The sequence below is a fragment of the Xanthomonas sacchari genome (genome assembly GCF_040529065.1).
Classification (GTDB): Bacteria; Pseudomonadota; Gammaproteobacteria; order Xanthomonadales; family Xanthomonadaceae; genus Xanthomonas_A; species Xanthomonas_A sacchari.
Genome location: NZ_CP132343.1, coordinates 2836873 through 2856167 on the forward strand (window position 1 = coordinate 2836873; position 19295 = coordinate 2856167).

The following is a 19295-nucleotide window of genomic DNA, read 5'->3' on the forward strand; positions in this document are numbered from 1 at the left end:
GCGAGGGAACGCCCTTGGCTACGCCGCCGCATCCCGATCCGCTCGCGTCTGCAATTCGCGCTTGAACTCGGCCTGTCGACGGGTGCGGTCCATGACCTGCCCCTTGAGCTGCCCGCAGGCCGCATCGATGTCGTCGCCGCGCGTGCGCCGCACCATGGTCAGCACCTGCGCGTCCAGCAGGATCTTCTGGAACGCGCGGATCTCGGTCTCCCCGGAGCGCTCGTAGCGCGTGCCGGGGAACGGATTGAACGGGATCAGGTTGACCTTGCCGGCATTCGACGCCTGCACGGCGTTGTCGAACTGGCGCATCAGCCGCGCCAGTTGCCGCGCGTGCTCGGGCTGGTCGTTGATCCCCTTCATCAGGGTGTATTCGAAGGTCACCGACTCGCGGCGCTTGTTGGCGCGCAGGTAGCGCGCACAGGCCGCCATCAGCTCGGCGATCGGGTACTTCTTGTTGAGCGGGACCAGGGTCTCGCGCAGCGCATCGTTGGGCGCATGCAGCGACACCGCCAGCGACACGTCGCTTTCGCTGGACAGGCGGTCGATCTGCGGCACCAGACCCGAGGTGGACAGGGTCACGCGCTTGTTGGCCAGGCCGTAGCCCAGGTCGTCGCGCATCACGCTCATCGCGCGCACGACGTTGTCGAAATTCATCAGCGGCTCGCCCATGCCCATCATCACCACATTGGTGAGGCGGCGCATCTGGTGCGGCACGTTGCCCAGATGCCGCGCCGCCACCCACACCTGGCCGATGATCTCGGCAGTGGAGAGGTTGCGGTTGAAGCCCTGGGTGGCGGTGGAGCAGAACGTGCAGTTGAGGCCGCAACCGACCTGCGAGGACACGCACAGCGTGCCGCGGGTCTTGTCGGGGATGTACACGGTCTCGATCGCGTTCTTGCCGTCCACGCCCATCGCCAGCAGCCACTTGTGGGTGCCGTCGGCGGAGGGCTTGTCGAACACGATGTTGGGAACGACGACCTCGGCATGCTGCTGCAGCTTGGCGCGCAGCGCCTTGCCGAGGTCGGTCATCTGGTCGAAGTCGGTGACGTAACGGTGGTGGATCCACTTCATCACCTGGTGGGCACGGTAGCGCGCTTCGCCGAGGGTCTCGGCGAAGAAACGCTCCAGCCCCTCGCGATCGAGGTCGAGCAGATTCTGCTTGGCCGCCGCGCCGGTCCGCACGGGATCGGCGATGGCCAAGGGAGGATGGACGACCTCGTTCACGACGACCTCGCTTAGCGCGAAACCACTTCGGTGGCAGCGAAGAAATACGCCACTTCGTTGGCGGCGTTCTCGACCGAATCCGAGCCGTGCGCGGCGTTGGCGTCGATCGAATCGGCGAAGTCGGCGCGGATGGTGCCAGGCGCAGCGTCCTTCGGGTTGGTGGCGCCCAGCAGGTCGCGGTGCGCGGCCACGGCGTTCTCGCCTTCCAGCGCCTGGATCATCACCGGGCCGGAGATCATGAACTCGACCAGCGCGTTGAAGAACGGACGCTCGCGGTGCACAGCGTAGAAGCCCTCGGCCTCGCGGCGCGACAGCTGCTTGTACTTGGCGGCCACGACCTTCAGGCCGGCCTTCTCGAAGCGCGAGTAGATTTCGCCGATGACGTTCTTGGCGACGGCATCGGGCTTGATGATGGACAGGGTGCGCTCCAGCGCCATGGGAAGTTCTCCGTTGGGCGGGCCACTGAAGGCCCGAGGTTAACATGAAAAAAACCCGCGTCAAAACGCGGGCTTAGCCAGAATTGCGATGGACAATTCTATCCAATCGGCGCCGGCTTTGCACGGTCGGGCCTGAATCGTGCTGCAAAGCAGCATGACGCCCTCCCCGCCCGGGCCTAGACTCAAACAATCGTTTGATTGATTCTGGCGGCCGCATGGCAAAGCAAGCGCACTTCTCGACCAAGGACCGCATCCTCAGCGCGGCCGAGGAACTGTTCGCGCAGCACGGCTTTTCCGGCACTTCGCTGCGCCAGGTCACCAGCCAGGCCGACGTCAACATCGCCGCGGTGAACTACCACTTCGGGTCCAAGGAAAACCTGGTCAACGAGGTGTTCCGGCGGCGCATGGATGAAATGACCGCCGCGCGCATGGCGCAACTGGAAGCCGCGCAACGGCAGCATCCCGGCCAGCTCGGCCCGGTGCTAGCCGCCTTCGTCGAGCCGGCCTTGGCGATGGCCCAGGAGCGGCAGAGCGGCGGCGCCTTCGTGCGGGTGATCGCCCGCGCCTACGCCGAGAACAACGACAGCCTGCGCCAGTTCCTGTCCGACCACTATGGTCACGTGCTGCGCGAGTTCGGCAAGGCCATCGCCGCCTGCGTGCCCGGGCTGAGCAAGCAGGAACTGTACTGGCGCCTGGATTTCCTGGCCGGCGCCCTGACCTACGCCATGGCCGACTTCGGCCTGATCAAGCGCCCCGCCGGCGTCAGCGAGGGCGCGCACCGTGCCCACGCCGCCCGCGAACTCATCCGTTTCGCCGAAGCCGGCTTCCTCGCCCACTCGGCTCCCTGATCCCGCAAACGTTGACCCACAGAGGCTGATCGCTATGTCCAATCCCCTGCTCGTCCGCCGTGCCGCCGTCCTGGGCGCGGGCGTGATGGGTGCGCAGATCGCTGCGCACCTGACCAACGCCGGCGTCGACACCGTGCTGTTCGACCTCCCCGCCAAGGAAGGCCCCGCCGATGGCGTGGTGCTCAAGGCGATCGCCAACCTGACCAAGCTCAGCCCGGCGCCGCTGGCCAGCACCGCCCTTGCCGAGGCCATCACCCCGGCCAACTACGACTCCGGCCTGGAGCAGCTGCGCGGCTGCGACCTGATCATCGAAGCCATCGCCGAGCGCATGGACTGGAAACAGGACCTGTACAAGAAGATCGCGCCGTTCGTGGCCGACCATGCGGTGCTGGCCTCCAACACCTCCGGCCTGGGCATCAATGCGCTGTCCGACGTGTTGCCGGAACAGCTGCGCCACCGCTTCTGCGGCGTGCATTTCTTCAACCCGCCGCGCTACATGCACCTGGCCGAACTGATCCCGGCCAAGCACACCGAGCCGGCGGTGCTGGAAGGCCTGGAGAGCTTCCTGGTCACCACCCTGGGCAAGGGCGTGGTCTACGCCAAGGACACCCCGAACTTCATCGGCAACCGCATCGGCGTGTTCTCGATCCTGTCCACCATCCACCACACCGAGCAGTTCGGCCTGGGCTTCGACGAAGTCGACGGCCTCACCGGCCCGCTGGTCGGCCGTCCGAAGTCGGCCACCTACCGCACCTCCGACGTGGTCGGCCTGGACACCATGGCGCACGTCATCAAGACCATGGGCGACACGCTGCCGAACGATCCCTGGCATGCCTTCTTCAAGGCGCCGAAGTGGCTGGAGGCGCTGATCGGCAAGGGTGCACTGGGCCAGAAAACCGGCGCCGGCATCTTCCGCAAGGTCGGCAAGGACATCGTGGTACTGGACCTGCAGAAGCAGGACTACCGTCCGGCCGACCGCGCCGCCGCGCCGGAAGTGGTCGAGATCCTGAAGATCAAGAACCCGGCCGAGAAGTTCGCCAAGCTGCGCGAGAGCCAGCATCCGCAGGCGCAGTTCCTGTGGGCGACCTTCCGCGACCTGTTCCACTACAGCGCCTACCACCTGGCCGACATCGCCGAGACCGCGCGCGACGTGGACCTGGCGATCCGCTGGGGCTACGGCTGGGCGCTGGGTCCGTTCGAGACCTGGCAGGCCGCGGGCTGGAAGCAGGTCGCGCAGTGGATCGCCGACGACATCGCCGCCGGCAAGAGCATGAGCAGCGCGCCGCTGCCGAACTGGGTGTTCGACGGCCGCGACGGCGTGCACGCCGCCGAAGGCTCGTATAGCCCGGCGCGCGACGCCAAGCTGCCGCGCTCGGCGCTGCCGGTATACAAGCGCCAGCGCTTCCCCGATCCGCTGCTGGGCGAGAAGTTCGCGCAGGGCGAGACCGTGTTCGAGAACGACGGCCTGCGCATGTGGCACGACGGCGACGACATCGCCGTGGTCAGCTTCAAGACCAAGATGAACACCGTCTCCGACCAGGTGCTGGACGGCCTGCAGGAAGCGGTGGGCCGCGCCGAGAAGGACTTCAAGGGCCTGGTGCTGTGGCAGCACAAGGAACCCTTCTCCGCCGGCGCCGACCTGGCCGGTGCGCTGGGCTTGCTGCAGGCCGGCAAGGTCGATGCGTTCGAGGCGATGGTCGCCAACTTCCAGGCCACCAGCCAGCGCATCAAGTATTCGCTGGTGCCGGTGGTCGCGGCGGTGCGCGGGCTGGCGTTGGGCGGCGGCTGCGAGTTCCAGATGCACAGCGCCAAGACCGTGGCTGCGCTGGAGAGCTACATCGGCCTGGTCGAGGCCGGCGTGGGCCTGCTGCCGGCCGGCGGCGGCCTCAAGGAGATCGCGGTGCGCGCGGCGCAGGCCGCGGGTCCGGGCGGCGACGTGTTCGCCGAGCTGAAGAAGACCTTCGAGACCGTGGCCATGGCCAAGGTCTCCACCTCGGCGGTCAACGCCAAGGAACTGGGCCTGCTGCGCGGCACCGACAAGGTGGTGTTCAACAGCTACGAATCGCTGTACATCGCCAAGGCCGAGGCGCGCGCCCTGGCCGAGGGCGGCTACCGCCCGCCGCTGCCGGCCCGACGCATCCAGGTCGCCGGCGACGTCGGCATCGCGACCTTCAAGATGCTGCTGGTCAACATGCTGGAAGGCCGCTTCATCAGCGAGTACGACTACGAGATCGCCACCCGCATCGCCACCGTGCTGTGCGGCGGCGAGGTCGACCGCGGCGCGCTGGTGGACGAGGAATGGCTGCTCAAGCTCGAGCGCAAGCACTTCGTCGAACTGGCCCAGCAGGAAAAGACCCAGGCGCGGATTGGGCACATGCTCAAGACGGGTAAGCCGTTGAGGAACTGAGATTCGGGAGTCGGAATTGGGGATTCGTTACGGCGGATCCCCAATACCTGATGCCACCCTCGCCTCCCACCATTTATCAGCCGGGCAAAGCATTCGACGCCGGGATCCGCTCTGACGAATCCCCAATCCCGAATCCCCAATCCCGGCTTTCGGAGAAAGCCATGAGCAAACAGATCCAGGAAGCCTACATCGTCGCCGCCACCCGTACCCCGGTCGGCAAGGCGCCCAAGGGCATGTTCCGCAACACCCGTCCCGACGACATGCTGGCGCACGTGCTGCGCGCGGTAGTGGCGCAGGCGCCGGGCATCGACACCTCGCGCATCGACGACGCGATCATCGGCTGCGCGATGCCCGAGGGCGAGCAAGGCATGAACGTGGCGCGCATCGGCGTGCTGCTGGCCGGCCTGCCGAATTCGGTGGCCGGGCAGACCATCAACCGCTTCTGCTCCTCGGGCATCCAGGCGGTGGCGCTGGCCGCCGACCAGATCCGCCTGGGCAACGCCGACCTGATGCTGGCCGGCGGCACCGAGTCGATGTCGATGGTGCCGATGATGGGCAACAAGGTCGCGCTGTCGCCGAGCGTGTTCGCCGACGACCACGTCGCCATCGCCTACGGCATGGGCATCACCGCCGAGAAGGTGGCCGAGGAATGGAAGGTGTCGCGCGAGGACCAGGATGCCTTCGCCCTCGCCTCGCACCAGAAAGCCATCGCCGCAATCGCCGCCGGCGAGTTCCGCGACGAGATCAGCCCGTACGAGATCGTCTCGCACCAGCCCGACCTGGCCGGCAACGTCATCGCCCTGCGCAAGAAGCTGGTCGACACCGACGAAGGTCCGCGTCCGGACAGCTCGATCGAAGGCCTGGCCAAGCTGCGCCCGGTGTTCCGCAACGGCCAGTTCGGCGGCAGCGTCACCGCCGGCAACTCCTCGCAGATGAGCGACGGTGCCGGTGCGGTGCTGCTGGCCTCCGAGCAGGCGATCAAGGACTACGGACTGACCCCGCTGGCCCGCTTCGTCAGCTTCTCGGTCGCCGGCGTGCGTCCGGAAGTGATGGGCATCGGCCCGATCGAGGCGATTCCGAAGGCGCTCAAGCAGGCCGGCCTGAGCAAGGACCAGTTGGACTGGATCGAGCTCAACGAAGCCTTCGCCGCGCAGTCGTTGGCGGTGATCCGCGACAGCGGCCTGGACCCGTCCAAGGTCAACCCGCTGGGCGGTGCCATCGCCCTGGGCCATCCGCTGGGCGCCACCGGCGCGATCCGCACCGCCACCCTGGTGCACGGCCTGCGTCGCCACAAGCAGAAGTACGGCATGGTCACCATGTGCATCGGCACCGGCATGGGCGCCGCGGGCATCATCGAGGCGCTGTAAGCGCGCGGCAGCGCCCTACCCTCATCCTGCCCTGCGGACACCCGATGGGAGAAGGGAGCAGCACATAGCCCCTCTCCCACCGGGAGAGGGGTTGGGGTGAGGGTCCGGCACCACGCGTTGTTGTACAGACCAGCGCACAAACAGAAAAGGCAGCCTCACGGCTGCCTTTTCTGTTTGTCACCTGATTCGACCTATTTGGATCGAATCAGTGCCTGAAGCTCTTGGCCAGCGCGCCGCCTACAGCGACGCGCGGCACCAGGCTCACTCCTCGGCAAGCATCTGGGTCAGCTTCTCGCGCGCCGGCTTGGCCAGCTTCTTGTTCTCCAGCGCGAAGCGGATGGTCGCCTCGACCAGGCCCAGGTGGGTACCGCAATCGAAACGGGTGCCCTCGAAGCGATAGGCGTCGACCTCTTCGCTCTTCAGCAGCGCGGCGATGGCGTCGGTCAGCTGGATCTCGCCGCCGGCACCGGTGCCGGTGCTTTCCAGCAGTTCGAAGATCTTCGAGCTGAGCACGTAGCGACCGACCACCGCCAGATCGCTCGGCGCGTCTTCGGGCTTGGGCTTCTCGACGATCTGCGCGATGCGGCCCTTGCGACCGTCGAAGGCCTCGGTGGCGACGATGCCGTAGCTGGCGGTGTTCTCGTGCGGCACGTCTTCCACCGCGATCACGCTGGCGCCGCTGCGCTCGTTGAGATCGGCCATCTGCTTCAGCGCGCCGTCGCCGCGGTTCCAGATCAGGTCGTCCGGCAGCAGCACTGCGAACGGCTCGTCGCCGATCACCGACTTGGCGCACAGCACCGCATGGCCGAGACCCAGCGCTTCGGCCTGGGTCACGAAGATCGCGCGCACGCCATCGGGCAGCACGTGGCGGATCATTTCCAGCTGTTCGTGCTTGCCGGCACGCTCCAGCTTCTGCTCCAGTTCGTAGGCCTTGTCGAAATAATCCGCGACTGCGTGCTTGTAGCGGTTGGTGACGAAGATCAGGGTGTCGCAACCGGCCTCGATCGCCTCGTCCACGGCGTACTGGATCAGCGGCCGATCAATGATCGGCAACATTTCCTTGGGAACCGTCTTGGTGGCGGGAAGGAAGCGGGTACCCAAACCTGCAACCGGGAATACTGCCTTGCGGATTCTCTTGCTCATCAGAGCCTTCTGGCCTCGCGTGCGGGGAATGGAACGATGGTAGCGGAGCCGTCGTGACCGTCTTGCTGACGCAAGGGCGCGAACTCCGGCATGGTCATGCGCAACACCTTCTCGATGGTGTCGCTGTCGTAATCGGCCACCGCGGTGCGCAGCTGCTGCACGCCGCGCAGCACGTCCTCGCGCGAGAAGCTGCGCACGCCCGCTTCCAGGATCTTCGGATGCGAGGTGGGCCGATAGTTCTCGTCGGCGTAGAACAGGGTTTCGTGCAGCTTCTCGCCCGGCCGCAGGCCGGTGTAGACGATGGCGATGTCGCGCCCGGGCTGTTTGCCCGCCAGGCGGATCATCTGCTCGGCCAGCAGACGGATCGGCACCGGCTCGCCCATGTCCAGGGTGTAGATGGCGCCATGCGACGCGGAAGCCGCGGCCTGCACGATCAGCTGGCTGGCTTCGGGAATGGTCATGAAGTAGCGCGTCACCTGCGGATCGGTCACCGTCACCGGGCCACCCTGGCGGATCTGCTCGCGGAACAGTGGCACCACGCTACCCGCCGAATCGAGCACGTTGCCGAAGCGCACCGTCACGAAGCGCGTGTTCACCGCCTGGTCGTCCAGCGACTGGCACACCATTTCCGCATAGCGCTTGGACGCGCCGAGCAGATTGACCGGATTGACCGCCTTGTCGGTGGAAATGAACACGAAGGTCGAGACCTTGGCGGCGACGCAGGCACGCGCCACGTTCTCGGTGGCCAGCACATTGTTGCGCACCGCCTCGCGGCACTGCTGCTCCAGCAGCGGCACCTGTTTGTAGGCGGCGGCATGGAACACCGCGTCCGGCTCGGCCACCTGCATGGCGTGGCGGATCACCGCCGGATCGCCGCAATCGCCGAGCACGCAGTCGATCTCCAGATCGGGGAAGGTCCGGCGCAGGTCGGCATGGATGGTGATCAGCGCCAGTTCGCTGATCTCCAGCAACACGATCTTGCGTGCGCCGTGGCGCGCGCACTGCCGGCACAGTTCCGAGCCGATCGAGCCGCCGGCGCCGGTGACCAGCACGGTACGCCCCGACAGCCAGCCCTTGATCAGCTTCCAGTCCGGGGTCACCGGCTTGCGCCCGAGCAGGTCCTCGATCGCGACCTCCTTCAGTTCGCCCGGCAGGTAATGGCCGTCGAGCACGTCGAGTAGGCGCGGCACGGTGCGGAACGGCAGGCCGGTGCTTTCGCAGATCGCCACCACGCGCTGCATGCCGGCCGCGTCCAGCGACGGAATCGCGATGACCAGCAGCTTGGCCGCGGTCTCCTTGGCGATCGCGCCGGCCTCGTCGATGCGGCCCAGGATCGGCAGGCCCTGCAGCTTGGCGCCGTGCAGATGGCCGGCGTCGTCGACGAATCCCACGGGCTGGTAGGCACCGGAACGGCGCAGGTCGCGCACCAATGCCTCGGCCGCACGGCCGGCACCGACGATCAGCACTCGCCGCGCGGTGTCGTCCGAGTGCGCGATCTGGTAGTCCTTCCAGGCGCGATACAGCAGCCGCGGCGCGCCCAGCAGCGCCGACAGCGCGAACGGATACACCATCAGCACCGACAGCGGGATCGCATCGAAACGGCTGTAGGCCAGCCCAAGCACGATCGCCACCAGGCCATAGAAGCTGGCCTTGAAGATATTGAGCAGGTCGGGAACGCTGGCGAAGCGCCACAGGCCGCGGTACAGGCCGACCTTCCAGAACACCAGGCCCTGGGCCACCAGTACGATGGCGGTGTTGAGGTTCCACAGCGGCAACGGATGCTCGCCGGGGAGCATGGTGTAGCGCGCGGCGTGCAGCAGTTGCCAGCAGACCCAGACGATGGCCAGATCGTGGACGACCACGGAGGCCTTCGGAAACAACTCGGTAACTCGGTCGCGCGTGGAAAGCATCAGTAATCCGTAAGAGTTCGGCGCATCCGGTTGCGCAAAGCCAGCCAAAGCACACCTGCCGAACAGAACCAGGCGATCGTCAGACCGGCCTGGAGGCCCGCATCCAGCGGTCTGCCCAGCCGCGCAATTGTAATCGCGACAATGCTGAACAGACCGTAGGCGAGCGTGACGACAGTATGGCTACTGCCGGTGTGTACCCAACGCTGATAGAAATGTTGCGCGTGCGGTTGCCACCAGCGTTCGCCGGCGAGCATGCGCGAGGCGAGCGTGAAGCCTGCGTCGATGGCGAAGGCCGACAGCGGCAAGGCCGGCAGCCAGGGTGCCTGCCCGCCGGCGACGATGCACCAGGCGAACAACGCAGCGATCAGGTAACCGAGCGCGCCGCTGCCGACATCGCCGAGGAAAATGCGTGCTCGCGGGTAGTTGAACGGCAAAAATCCCGCGCAGGCCACCAGCAGCACCCAGCATGGCCAACGCAGCGGCTCAGGCAGCAACCAGGCGAATCCCAGGGCGGCGAACATCGCCTGGCTACTGGCCAGGCCATTGATGCCATCCATGAAATTCCAGATATTGATCAACGAAACCGCCGCCAACCACACCAGCGCGACCACCCACAGCGGTTGGCTCGCCTTGTAGACAAGTGCAGCCAGCAGAGTCGCCGCCACCATATGCACCAGCAATCGCAATGCCGCCGACAACGAACGGTGGTCGTCCCACCAGCCGACGCCAGCGACCAGAACAATGCCGGCGGCGACGGTAGCGATGCCCGCGCCGTGCTGCGGCCATTGCAGGGCCGCCCAGCCGCAGGTCAGCAGCACCGCCGCCACGATCGCCACACCGCCGCCGCGCGGCGTCGCCACGGTGTGGCTGCGCCGCTCGCCGGGCGCATCCATCAACTTGCGTTTGAGTGCGTACTGGCGCGACAGCCAGGTGCTGGCCGCGCTGAACACCCCGAGCGCCAAGAGCAGCGCGGCTCCTGCGATGGGCACTACACCACCGCGTAGTTGAGCAACGGCTTGACCGTGCCCCACTCCTTGCAGCTTGGGCATTGCCAGTGATGGGTGCGCGCGCCGAAGCCGCAGCGGGTGCAGCGGTAGCTGGGATTGCGCACCAGCAGCTGGTCGGTGATGTGCTTGAGATCCTGCAGGGTCGCGGTGGAATCGGCGCCCTCGGCCAAGGTCAGATCGATAAGCGCGGACTCGCCGCGCACCGACGGCCGGTCCTTGAGCTGCCGGCCCAGATAGGAGCGCGCAGCGGAAATGCCTTCCTGCGACTCCATCAGGCGGGTCAGCGCCAGCACCGGGGCGATGCCGCGGTAGTGCTCGGTCATCTCCGACAGGAACGCGCGCGCGCCGCTGAGGTCCTGGCCGCGGCGGTAGCATTCCATCAGCGCCGGCATGATTTCCGGCAGGTAGTCCGGGTCGTGGCGGGCGGCGCGCTCGAAGGCGCGGATCGCGGCCTCGTCGTTGCCGTCGTCGACATCGATGCGCCCTTCCAGGATGCCGGCGCGCACCGACTTGGCGTCGGCCTGGTAGGCGCGTGCGATCGCCGCGCGCGCCAGGTCGTTCTTGCCAGAGGCGCGATAGCGATCGGCCAGTTCGCATTCGAACTGGGCGATCAGCTTGCCCATCGGCTCGCCGGTCACCTCTTCGTAGCGGGTGGCGTTGTCGATGGCCTTTTCCCAGTCGCGCTCGGCCTGATAGATGCCGATCAGGTGCTTGAGCGCCTGCGGCGCGCGCTGGTCGATCTGCGCCAGTTCGGTGAACACGGTTTCGGCGCGGTCCAGCAGCCCCGACTTCATGTAGTCCTCGCCCAGCGCCAGCAAGGCCTGCACGCGCTGCGCGTCGCTCAGGTCGCCGCGCTGGACCAGGCCCTGGTGCAGGCGGATGGCCCGGTCGACCTCACCGCGGCGACGGAACAGGTGGCCCAGCGCGACCTGGGTCTCGAAGGTTTCCTTGTCCAGTTCGGCGATGTGCAGGAACAGCTCGATCGCCTTGTCCGGCTGCTCGTTGAGCAGGTAGTTGAGGCCGCGGAAATAGGTGCTGGAGAGCCGGCTGACCTGGGTATCGCCATGACGCTGGCCGCCACGGCGACCGATCACCCAGCCGCTCAGCGCCGCCAGCGGCAGGAACAGGAAGAACCAGAACCACTCGGTCAGAAAGTCCATCGAAGATCAGCGTCCGTCCAAGGGCTGGTGGGCATGGGGGGAGACCGGCGCGACGGCCGGCGCAGCGGCGTTCGCGGCCTTGTTGGCGCGACGCAGCTTGGCGTACAGGGGAATCACCAGGGCCGCCAGGACCAGCGAGGCGCCGATCAGCACGCCGGCGAACAGCGAGACGATGATGGCGATGCCGGAGGTGGTGGCGATGCTGGAGAACACGAAGTTGATCTGGATCGGCTGCGAATTGAGCGACCCGATGACCAGGCCGGCCAACAGCAACACCAGCAGGATCAGCAGTCGTGCAATCTTCATGAGCAACTCCAGCGTCGGGAGACACTAGATTAGCCGAACAGGCGTGGATTCCGGCAAGCGCCGGACGCCGGGCTCAGGGCGTGTCGGATTCGACCGGGACGACGCCGCTCACGCGCTCGCGCAGCTCCTTGCCGGGCTTGAAATGCGGCACGTGCTTGCCGGGAAGCGCGACGGACTCGCCGGTCTTGGGATTGCGTCCCAGGCGCGGCGGCCGGTAATGCAGGGAAAAGCTGCCGAAGCCGCGGATCTCGATGCGATCGCCGCCGGACAGGGCGCCGCCCATCATTTCCAACAACGACTTCACCGCCAGATCGACGTCGTCCGACTTCAGATGCGCCTGCTTGCGCGCCAGGATTTCGATCAGTTCGGATTTGGTCATTTACGGATGCGTGCAGTGGGGTCGCAACCTGGCACGGCCCGGGAACACCGGGCCGTGCCAGTAACGCTGCGTGTGGCGGATTACTCGGACTTGTTGCCGTTCAACTGCGCGCGCAGCAGCGCGCCCAGCTGGGTGGTGCCGCCCGACGCGGACTGGTATTCCTCCAGCACTTCACGCATTTCGGCATCGTCCTTGGCCTTGATCGACAGCTGCAGGGTACGGCCCTTGCGGTCCATGCCCACGAACTTGGCTTCGATCTTGTCGCCGACCTTCAGGTGCTGGCTGGCGTCGTCGACGCGCTCGTTGGCGATGTCGCGTGCGGCGACGTAGCCTTCGATGCCGTCGGCCAGGTCGATGGTGGCGCCCTTGGCATCCACTTCACGCACCACACCCTCGACCTTCGAGCCCTTCGGGTTGGCGGCCATGTACTGGCCGAACGGATCCTGCTCCAGCTGCTTGACGCCCAGGCTGATGCGCTCGCGCTCCGGGTCCACCGCCAGCACCACGGCTTCCAGCGTGTCGCCCTTCTTGAAGTTGCGCACGATGTCTTCGCCGGTGGTGTTCCAGCTGATGTCGGACAGGTGCACCAGGCCGTCGATGCCACCGTCCAGGCCGATGAAGATGCCGAAGTCGGTGATCGACTTGATCTGGCCGGACACCTTGTCGTTCTTCTTGTGGGTGGCGGCGAAGGTCTCCCACGGATTGGCGGCGACCTGCTTCATGCCCAGCGAGATGCGGCGACGCTCTTCGTCCACGTCCAGCACCATCACTTCGACTTCGTCGCCGACCTGCACGACCTTGGACGGGTTGACGTTCTTGTTGGTCCAGTCCATCTCGGACACGTGCACCAGGCCTTCCACGCCCGGCTCGATCTCGACGAACGCGCCGTAATCGGTGACGTTGGAGACCTTGCCGAACACGCGGCTGTTGGCCGGGTAGCGGCGGGCGATGTTGTCCCACGGATCCTCGCCCAGCTGCTTCAGGCCGAGGCTGACGCGGTTACGCTCGCGATCGAACTTCAGCACGCGCACGTCCAGCTCGTCGCCGACGTTGACCACTTCGGACGGATGGCGCACGCGCTTCCAGGCCATGTCGGTGATGTGCAGCAGGCCATCGATGCCGCCCAGGTCCACGAACGCGCCGTAGTCGGTCAGGTTCTTGACCACGCCCTTCAGGATCGCGCCTTCCTGCAGCTTGTCCATCAGCTGCTCGCGCTCTTCCGAGTGCTCGCTCTCGACCACGGCACGACGCGAGACCACCACGTTGTTGCGCTTGCGGTCCAGCTTGATCAGCTTGAACTCCAGTTCCTTGCCTTCCAGGTAGGCCGGGTCGCGCACCGGGCGCACATCCACCAGCGAACCGGGCAGGAACGCGCGGACATCCTTGATGTCCACGGTGAAACCACCCTTGACCTTGCCGCTGATGCGGCCGGTGATGGTCTCGTTCTTCTCCAACGCTTCTTCCAGCTCGTCCCACACCATGGCGCGCTTGGCCTTCTCGCGCGACAGCACGGTCTCGCCGAAGCCGTTCTCGAGCGAGTCGAGCGCGACCTTGACCAGGTCGCCTTCGGCGACGTCGATTTCGCCAGCGTCGTTACGGAACTGCTCGATCGGCACGATGCCTTCGGACTTCAGGCCGGCGTTGATCACCACCACGTCGCCGCGGACTTCCACGACGGTACCGGTGACGATGGCGCCGGGCTTCAGCTTGGCCAGGTTGGCTTGGCTGGCTTCGAACAGTTCGGCAAAAGATTCGGTCATTTGAAATTACTCTAGTGGACACACGGACAGGGCGTTTTCTTCTGGAAAACAGCGACTGTCCACCTGTTAGTCGGCCCGAACAGCGGCCGGGTGTGGAATGGAAAAACCGCAGCGCGGGATTGCGCAGCGGAGCCTTTGACGCTATCGGTGGAACATGGATGTTGCGGGTGTTGCGAGGAACCGGCGGCATCCATGACGATGCCGCCCTGCTGCTGCCTGCGTGCCGCTCAGACCGGCAGCAACTGCAGGACGCGGCCCACCACCTGGTCGATGTCCATGCCGGTGGTATCGAGAAGGACGGCATCGTCTGCCGGCCTCAGCGGGGCCACCGCGCGTTGGGCATCGCGTGCGTCGCGGGCCATGATCTCGCGCAGCAGGTCGTCGAATATAACCGAAACCCCTTTTCCCTTCAACTGCTTATGCCGGCGCTGGGCACGCTCCTCGGCGCTGGCGGTCAGGAACACCTTGTACGGGGCGTCGGGGAAAATCACCGTCCCCATGTCGCGACCGTCGGCGACCAGCCCGGGAGGGGTGCGGAAGGCCCGCTGGCGCTGCTTCAGCGCCGCGCGCACCTCGGGGATGGCGGCGATCGCCGAGGCCACCGCGCCGGTGGTCTCCAGGCGCAACTCGTCGGTGGCGTCGGCGCCGTTGATCCGGACCCGCAGACCGCCGCCGGCGACCTCGTCGAAGTCCACACGGGTATCGAAGGTGCAGCGCACCAGGGCGGCGGCATCGGAAATGTCCAGATTGGCCCAGCTGGCCGCGACCCCGACCGCCCGGTACAGCGCCCCCGAATCCAGGTAATGCCAGCCCAAGCGGGCGGCGACGATGCGGCTGACGGTGCCTTTGCCGGCCCCGGACGGGCCATCGATGGTCAGGACGGGAGCGGGCTCGTTCATGCGGTTCCTCGGACGGGGGGCGGCGCATTGTAGCGCCGACGCCGGCCGGGCTGGCGCAAGCAGTTGAAACCATGAAGAAAACCAGGCTACAATCGCCGGCTTACTGATCCCGCGCCATGGTTTCGGCCGTGCCGCCCTCCTTCGAATCCACAAGTTTACGCCGAGGTGTGCCATGAAAGTCCTGTCCTCCCTGAAGTCGGCGAAGGCCCGTCACCGCGACTGCAAGGTGGTCCGCCGCCGCGGCAAGGTCTTCGTGATCTGCAAGTCCAACCCCCGTTTCAAGGCGCGTCAGCGCTGATCCGACCCGGCCTGCCCTGCCGCACCGCGCGCAGCGGTGGCCGGTCGTCGACGAAAGCCGCCTTCGGGCGGTTTTTTGTTGCCGAAGTTTGCTGTAATCGGCGTTCGTCCTCTGGGGAGTACACGTGATGAAGCATCGTCTGTCCGTCCTGCCGCTGCTGGCCGTGTTGGGCCTGGCCGGCGGCGCCCACGCCGAGACCCTGCTGGTCGACCGGGTCAAGGAAGAACCCGCGGCGGCGCTGCCGACCCGCGGCCTGAGCATGGCCCAGGTGCAGGCGCGCTACGGCGCCCCGCAGCAGAAGCTGGAGCCGCGCGGCGGACAGAAGCGGCAGTGGCCGACCATCAACCGCTGGGTCTATCCGGCCTTCACCGTGTACTTCGAGAAACAGAAGGTGGTGGACGTGGTCGCCAACAAGGCCGATCCCAACGAGATCGGCCCGAAGCCGGCGATCCGCTAGCGCGCGTCCCGGGCAAACACCCGCACATGTCTGTGCGGGGACGTAGATAACCGCCGGGCGTCCCCCGGCAACACGTGAGTAGTGGTCGCAATGTCTGATCGTCTTCGCCTTCCCGCGGAATGGGAGCCCCAGTCCGCCATCCTGATCGCCTGGCCGCATGCCGGCACCGACTGGGCCGAACGCCTGGCCGAGGTCGAGGAGACCTACATCGCCCTGGTCGCGGCGATCGTGCGCTTCCAGCGGGTGCTGATCTGCGTGGCCGATGCCGACCTGCAGATCTATGCCGAGGCGCGGCTGCGCTCAGCGCGGGTGGACATGCAGCGGGTGCGCTTCGTCGAGGCCGAGTACGACGACACCTGGTTGCGCGATTCTGGCCCGATCACCCTGGCGCGCGCCGGCGGCGGCTTCCAGTTGCTGGATTTCCGCTTCACTGGCTGGGGCGGCAAGTTCCAGGCCAGCCGCGACGATCAGTTGGTGAGCGTGCTGGCCGAGCAGGGCCTGTTCGCCGACAGCGCCGTGCGCCGCATCGATTTCGCCCTGGAAGGCGGCGCCATCGACTGCGACGGTGCCGGCACCCTGCTGACCACCTGGCAATGCCTGCACGAGCGCCACCCGCAGCGCAGCCGCGAATCGCTCAGCCACGACCTGGCCGACTGGCTGGCACAGCAACGTGTGCTGTGGCTGGACCACGGCTACCTGGAAGGCGACGACACCGACGCGCACATCGACACCCTCGCCCGCTTCGCCGGGACCGACGCGATCGTCTACCAGGCCTGCGACGACGCCGGCGATTCGCACTACGCCGAGCTGCAGGCGATGGGCGCCGAACTGGCGGCGTTGCGTACCGCCGAGGGCGCGCCCTATCGCCTGTTCCCGCTGCCGTGGGCGCAGCCGGTCATCGATGAGGGCCGGCGCCTGGCCGCCTCCTACGCCAATTTCCTGATCGTCAACGGCGCGGTGCTGATGCCGGCCTACGGCGACGCGGCCGATGCGCAGGCGCAGGCGGTGATGGCGCAGGCCTTCCCGCAGCACGAAATCGTGCCGATTCCCTGCCGTGCGCTGATCTGGCAGAACGGCAGCCTGCACTGCATCACCATGCAGTTGCCGGCCGGACTGCTCGCGGACTGAGCCGCCGCCGCTGCGCCGCACGCCGGCGCAGCGCCGACCACGCCCGTGCTGCGGCCACGCGCGGCGCGGGATTCATCTCCCTGGAACCTGCCGCGCGGCCATCCGCGCTACCATGCCGGTTTACCGCGAACCTTGATTCCGCAATGAGCCGAAACACTCTTTCCGTCGCGCTGATCCAGGAGCGCAACCACGGCGACGCCGCGGCGAACCTGGCAGCGATCGAATCGCGTGTGGCCGAGGCTGCCGCGCAGGGCGCGCAGCTGGTGCTGCTGCAGGAACTGCACAACGGCGCGTACTTCTGCCAGCACGAGTCGGTGGACGAATTCGACCTGGCCGAGCCGATTCCCGGCCCCAGCACCGAGCGCCTGGGCGCGCTGGCCAAGCGCCATGGCGTGGTCCTGGTCGGCTCGCTGTTCGAGCGCCGCGCCGCCGGCCTGTACCACAACACCGCGGTGGTGTTCGAAACGGACGGCAGCCTGCTGGGCAAATACCGCAAGATGCACATCCCCGACGATCCGGGCTTCTACGAGAAGTTCTACTTCACCCCGGGCGATCTGGGCTTCACCCCGATCCAGACCTCGGTCGGTCGCCTCGGCGTGCTGGTGTGCTGGGACCAGTGGTACCCGGAAGCGGCGCGGCTGATGGCGCTGGCCGGCGCCGAACTGCTGCTGTATCCCACCGCGATCGGCTGGGACCCCAACGACGAACAGGCCGAGCAGGAACGCCAGCGCGATGCCTGGATCCTCAGCCATCGCGGCCATGCAGTGGCCAATGGCGTGCCGGTGTTGAGTTGCAACCGTGTGGGCCACGAGCCGTCGCCGCTGGGCGCATCGGGCATCCAGTTCTGGGGCAACAGCCATGTGCTCGGTCCGCAGGGCGAGTTCATTGCCGAGGCCGGCGCCGAGCCGACCGTGCTGGTCTGCGACGTCGACCTGCAGCGCAGCGAGCACGTGCGGCGGATCTGGCCGTTCCTGCGCGACCGCCGCATCGATGCCTACGGCGATCTGCTGAAACGCTACATCGACTGACCCGCAGCGCCGCCCCGGTCCTCGCATGCGCCGCGCCGCGGGCTGCGACGCAGCCCGCCCCGGCGGCAGGCGCCCATGCCTGTCGCGGCCGATGCCCTCACCCCCCATGCCCGCTTAGCCCCGGCGCCGACGAGGCGCCCTCCGATGAGTGATGGAATGAACGAACTTTCCCAGGCCGACGGCGACGATGCGCTGTTCGACGGCCAGCCGTACCGCATCGTCGAACGCGATGGCATCCGCTACACCCTGCTCGGCACCGCGCACGTGTCCCTGGCCAGCGTCGCTGCCGTGGAACGGGCGATCGGCAGCGGCCGTTTCGATGCGGTGGCGGTGGAACTGGATCCGCAACGCCTGCAGGCGCTGACCGATCCGGACGCACTGACCAAGCTGGACCTGGTGCAGGTGATCCGCAAGGGCCGGGTGGCCTTGTTCGCCGCCAACCTCGCGCTGGCCGCCTACCAGCGGCGCCTGGCCGAGCAACTGGGCATCGAACCCGGCGCCGAACTCAAGCGCGCGGTGCTGCTGGCGCGCGAACGGCAGTTGCCGGTGTACCTGGTCGATCGCGAAGTCGGCCTGACCTTCAAGCGCGCGTCCAGCCGGCTCGGCTTCTTCGGCAAGCTGAAGCTGGCCAGCGGCCTGCTCGGCGGCCTGTTCGCCTCCGACGAGGTCGGCGAGGCGGAGATCGAGAAGCTCAAGCAGGGCGACATGCTCGAGGCCAGCTTCGGCGACTTCGCCAGCGAGAGTCCGGCGCTGTACGAAACCATCATCGCCGAGCGCGACCGCTACATGGCCACGCGCCTGCGCGAGGAACGGGCGCAACAGCGCGCGCTGCCGCTGACCGACAATGCCGAACCGCTGGAGGGCGCGCCGTCGACCGGCGTGCGCGAGGTGCTGGCGGTGGTCGGTGCCGGTCACCTGGCCGGACTGGCGCGGCATCTGCAGGGCGACCAGGACGACCCGGCGACGCTGCGCAAGGCGCTGGAAGAGGTGCAAACCAAGAAGAAGGTGCCATGGATCACCCTGACCCTGACCGCGCTGGTGCTGGGCGGCGTGGCCTGGGGCTACTGGCACGGCGGCTTCGCGCTGGGCACCGACCTGCTGCTGCAGTGGGTGCTGTTCACCGGCGGCCTGGCCGGGCTGGGCTGCATCCTCGCCGGCGGCCATCCGCTGAGCGTGATCGCCGGCGCCATCGCCGCGCCGCTGAAGCCGTTCCGCCCCGGCGTGCCCGCCGGGGCGTTCAGCGCCCTGGTCGAGGTGCACATGCGCAAGCCGGCCTATGGCGATTTCCTGGCCCTGCGCGACGATGCGCAGAACCTGCGCGGCTGGTACCGCAACCGCGTCTCGCGGGTGGTGCTGACCTTCCTGCTGACCAACCTGGGCAGCATGCTCGGCGTGTGGCTGGCCGGCTTCCGCATCTTCGGCAAGCTGGCGGGTTGAACACCCGCCGCGCGGCGACGGCAACTGTCACCGCGCGGGTTTCGCCTTTGTGGGAGGGACTTCAGTCCCGACGCCTCGGTGGTACGGCGTCGGGGCTGAA

General features: G+C 67.1%; 18 protein-coding genes. 8 read left to right on the forward strand and 10 right to left on the reverse strand.

Annotated features, from left to right (window positions below; genetic code table 11):
• Positions 1–18: 18 nt before the first annotated feature.
• On the reverse strand, positions 19–1200 hold the full coding sequence (gene rlmN / locus RAB71_RS11880; RefSeq protein WP_040901919.1) for a 23S rRNA (adenine(2503)-C(2))-methyltransferase RlmN: 1182 nt from the start codon (positions 1198–1200) through the stop codon (positions 19–21).
• Positions 1201–1235: 35 nt separating this feature from the next.
• On the reverse strand, positions 1236–1661 hold the full coding sequence (gene ndk / locus RAB71_RS11885) for a nucleoside-diphosphate kinase (RefSeq protein WP_002812972.1): 426 nt from the start codon (positions 1659–1661) through the stop codon (positions 1236–1238).
• A gap of 215 nt (positions 1662–1876) precedes the next feature.
• Here ndk and RAB71_RS11890 point away from each other — a divergent pair, with 215 nt between their 5' ends.
• From RAB71_RS11890 to RAB71_RS11900, 3 genes are all read left to right on the forward strand, one after another.
• Positions 1877–2509 (forward strand): TetR/AcrR family transcriptional regulator, encoded by a 633-nt coding sequence (locus RAB71_RS11890; protein WP_010342898.1) that lies wholly within the window; start codon positions 1877–1879, stop codon positions 2507–2509.
• A 34-nt stretch (positions 2510–2543) separates the two neighbouring features.
• Positions 2544–4916: a 3-hydroxyacyl-CoA dehydrogenase/enoyl-CoA hydratase family protein gene (locus RAB71_RS11895; protein WP_010342897.1), complete on the forward strand. Its 2373-nt coding sequence runs from the start codon at positions 2544–2546 to the stop codon at positions 4914–4916.
• Positions 4917–5077: 161 nt separating this feature from the next.
• Positions 5078–6283, forward strand: a complete 1206-nt coding sequence (locus RAB71_RS11900; RefSeq protein WP_010342896.1) for an acetyl-CoA C-acyltransferase — start codon at positions 5078–5080, stop codon at positions 6281–6283.
• 261 nt (positions 6284–6544) lie between these two features.
• Here the strand turns inward: RAB71_RS11900 and galU are convergent, their stop codons facing one another.
• The 8 genes from galU to cmk form a co-directional block, all read right to left on the reverse strand.
• The gene (galU, locus tag RAB71_RS11905; RefSeq protein WP_029562082.1) at positions 6545–7426 is read right to left on the reverse strand and encodes a UTP--glucose-1-phosphate uridylyltransferase GalU; all 882 of its coding nucleotides are present in this window, start codon (positions 7424–7426) and stop codon (positions 6545–6547) included.
• A complete protein-coding gene (locus RAB71_RS11910; RefSeq protein ID WP_029562081.1) occupies positions 7426–9336 on the reverse strand; it encodes a nucleoside-diphosphate sugar epimerase/dehydratase in 1911 nt (636 codons plus the stop codon). The genes galU and RAB71_RS11910 overlap by 1 nt, the downstream gene beginning before the upstream one ends.
• Complete coding sequence (locus tag RAB71_RS11915; RefSeq protein ID WP_029562080.1) at positions 9336–10325, reverse strand: glycosyltransferase family 4 protein; 990 nt, start codon at positions 10323–10325, stop codon at positions 9336–9338. Before RAB71_RS11915 ends, RAB71_RS11910 begins: the two co-directional genes overlap by 1 nt.
• Entirely contained in the window at positions 10325–11503 is a 1179-nt protein-coding gene (lapB, locus tag RAB71_RS11920) for a lipopolysaccharide assembly protein LapB (protein ID WP_010342892.1), read from the reverse strand. Before lapB ends, RAB71_RS11915 begins: the two co-directional genes overlap by 1 nt.
• A gap of 6 nt (positions 11504–11509) precedes the next feature.
• Positions 11510–11809 (reverse strand): LapA family protein, encoded by a 300-nt coding sequence (locus RAB71_RS11925; RefSeq protein ID WP_010342891.1) that lies wholly within the window; start codon positions 11807–11809, stop codon positions 11510–11512.
• A 73-nt stretch (positions 11810–11882) separates the two neighbouring features.
• Positions 11883–12188, reverse strand: a complete 306-nt coding sequence (locus RAB71_RS11930) for an integration host factor subunit beta (RefSeq protein ID WP_010342890.1) — start codon at positions 12186–12188, stop codon at positions 11883–11885.
• An 80-nt stretch (positions 12189–12268) separates the two neighbouring features.
• Positions 12269–13948, reverse strand: a complete 1680-nt coding sequence (rpsA, locus tag RAB71_RS11935) for a 30S ribosomal protein S1 (RefSeq protein WP_010342889.1) — start codon at positions 13946–13948, stop codon at positions 12269–12271.
• A 227-nt stretch (positions 13949–14175) separates the two neighbouring features.
• Positions 14176–14847, reverse strand: coding sequence for a (d)CMP kinase (gene cmk / locus RAB71_RS11940; protein WP_010342888.1), 672 nt, complete (start codon positions 14845–14847; stop codon positions 14176–14178).
• 172 nt (positions 14848–15019) lie between these two features.
• Here cmk and ykgO point away from each other — a divergent pair, with 172 nt between their 5' ends.
• From ykgO to RAB71_RS11965, 5 genes are all read left to right on the forward strand, one after another.
• Positions 15020–15145: a type B 50S ribosomal protein L36 gene (gene ykgO / locus RAB71_RS11945; RefSeq protein ID WP_010342887.1), complete on the forward strand. Its 126-nt coding sequence runs from the start codon at positions 15020–15022 to the stop codon at positions 15143–15145.
• 127 nt (positions 15146–15272) lie between these two features.
• Positions 15273–15602, forward strand: a complete 330-nt coding sequence (locus RAB71_RS11950) for a hypothetical protein (RefSeq protein ID WP_010342886.1) — start codon at positions 15273–15275, stop codon at positions 15600–15602.
• Positions 15603–15692: 90 nt separating this feature from the next.
• Positions 15693–16730 (forward strand): agmatine/peptidylarginine deiminase, encoded by a 1038-nt coding sequence (locus RAB71_RS11955; protein ID WP_010342885.1) that lies wholly within the window; start codon positions 15693–15695, stop codon positions 16728–16730.
• A 143-nt stretch (positions 16731–16873) separates the two neighbouring features.
• A complete protein-coding gene (locus RAB71_RS11960; protein WP_010342884.1) occupies positions 16874–17758 on the forward strand; it encodes a carbon-nitrogen hydrolase in 885 nt (294 codons plus the stop codon).
• A gap of 156 nt (positions 17759–17914) precedes the next feature.
• Positions 17915–19195 carry a TraB/GumN family protein gene (locus RAB71_RS11965; RefSeq protein WP_029562079.1) on the forward strand — a complete coding sequence of 427 codons (1281 nt, stop codon included), beginning with the start codon at positions 17915–17917 and terminating at the stop codon, positions 19193–19195.
• Positions 19196–19295: the final 100 nt, after the last annotated feature.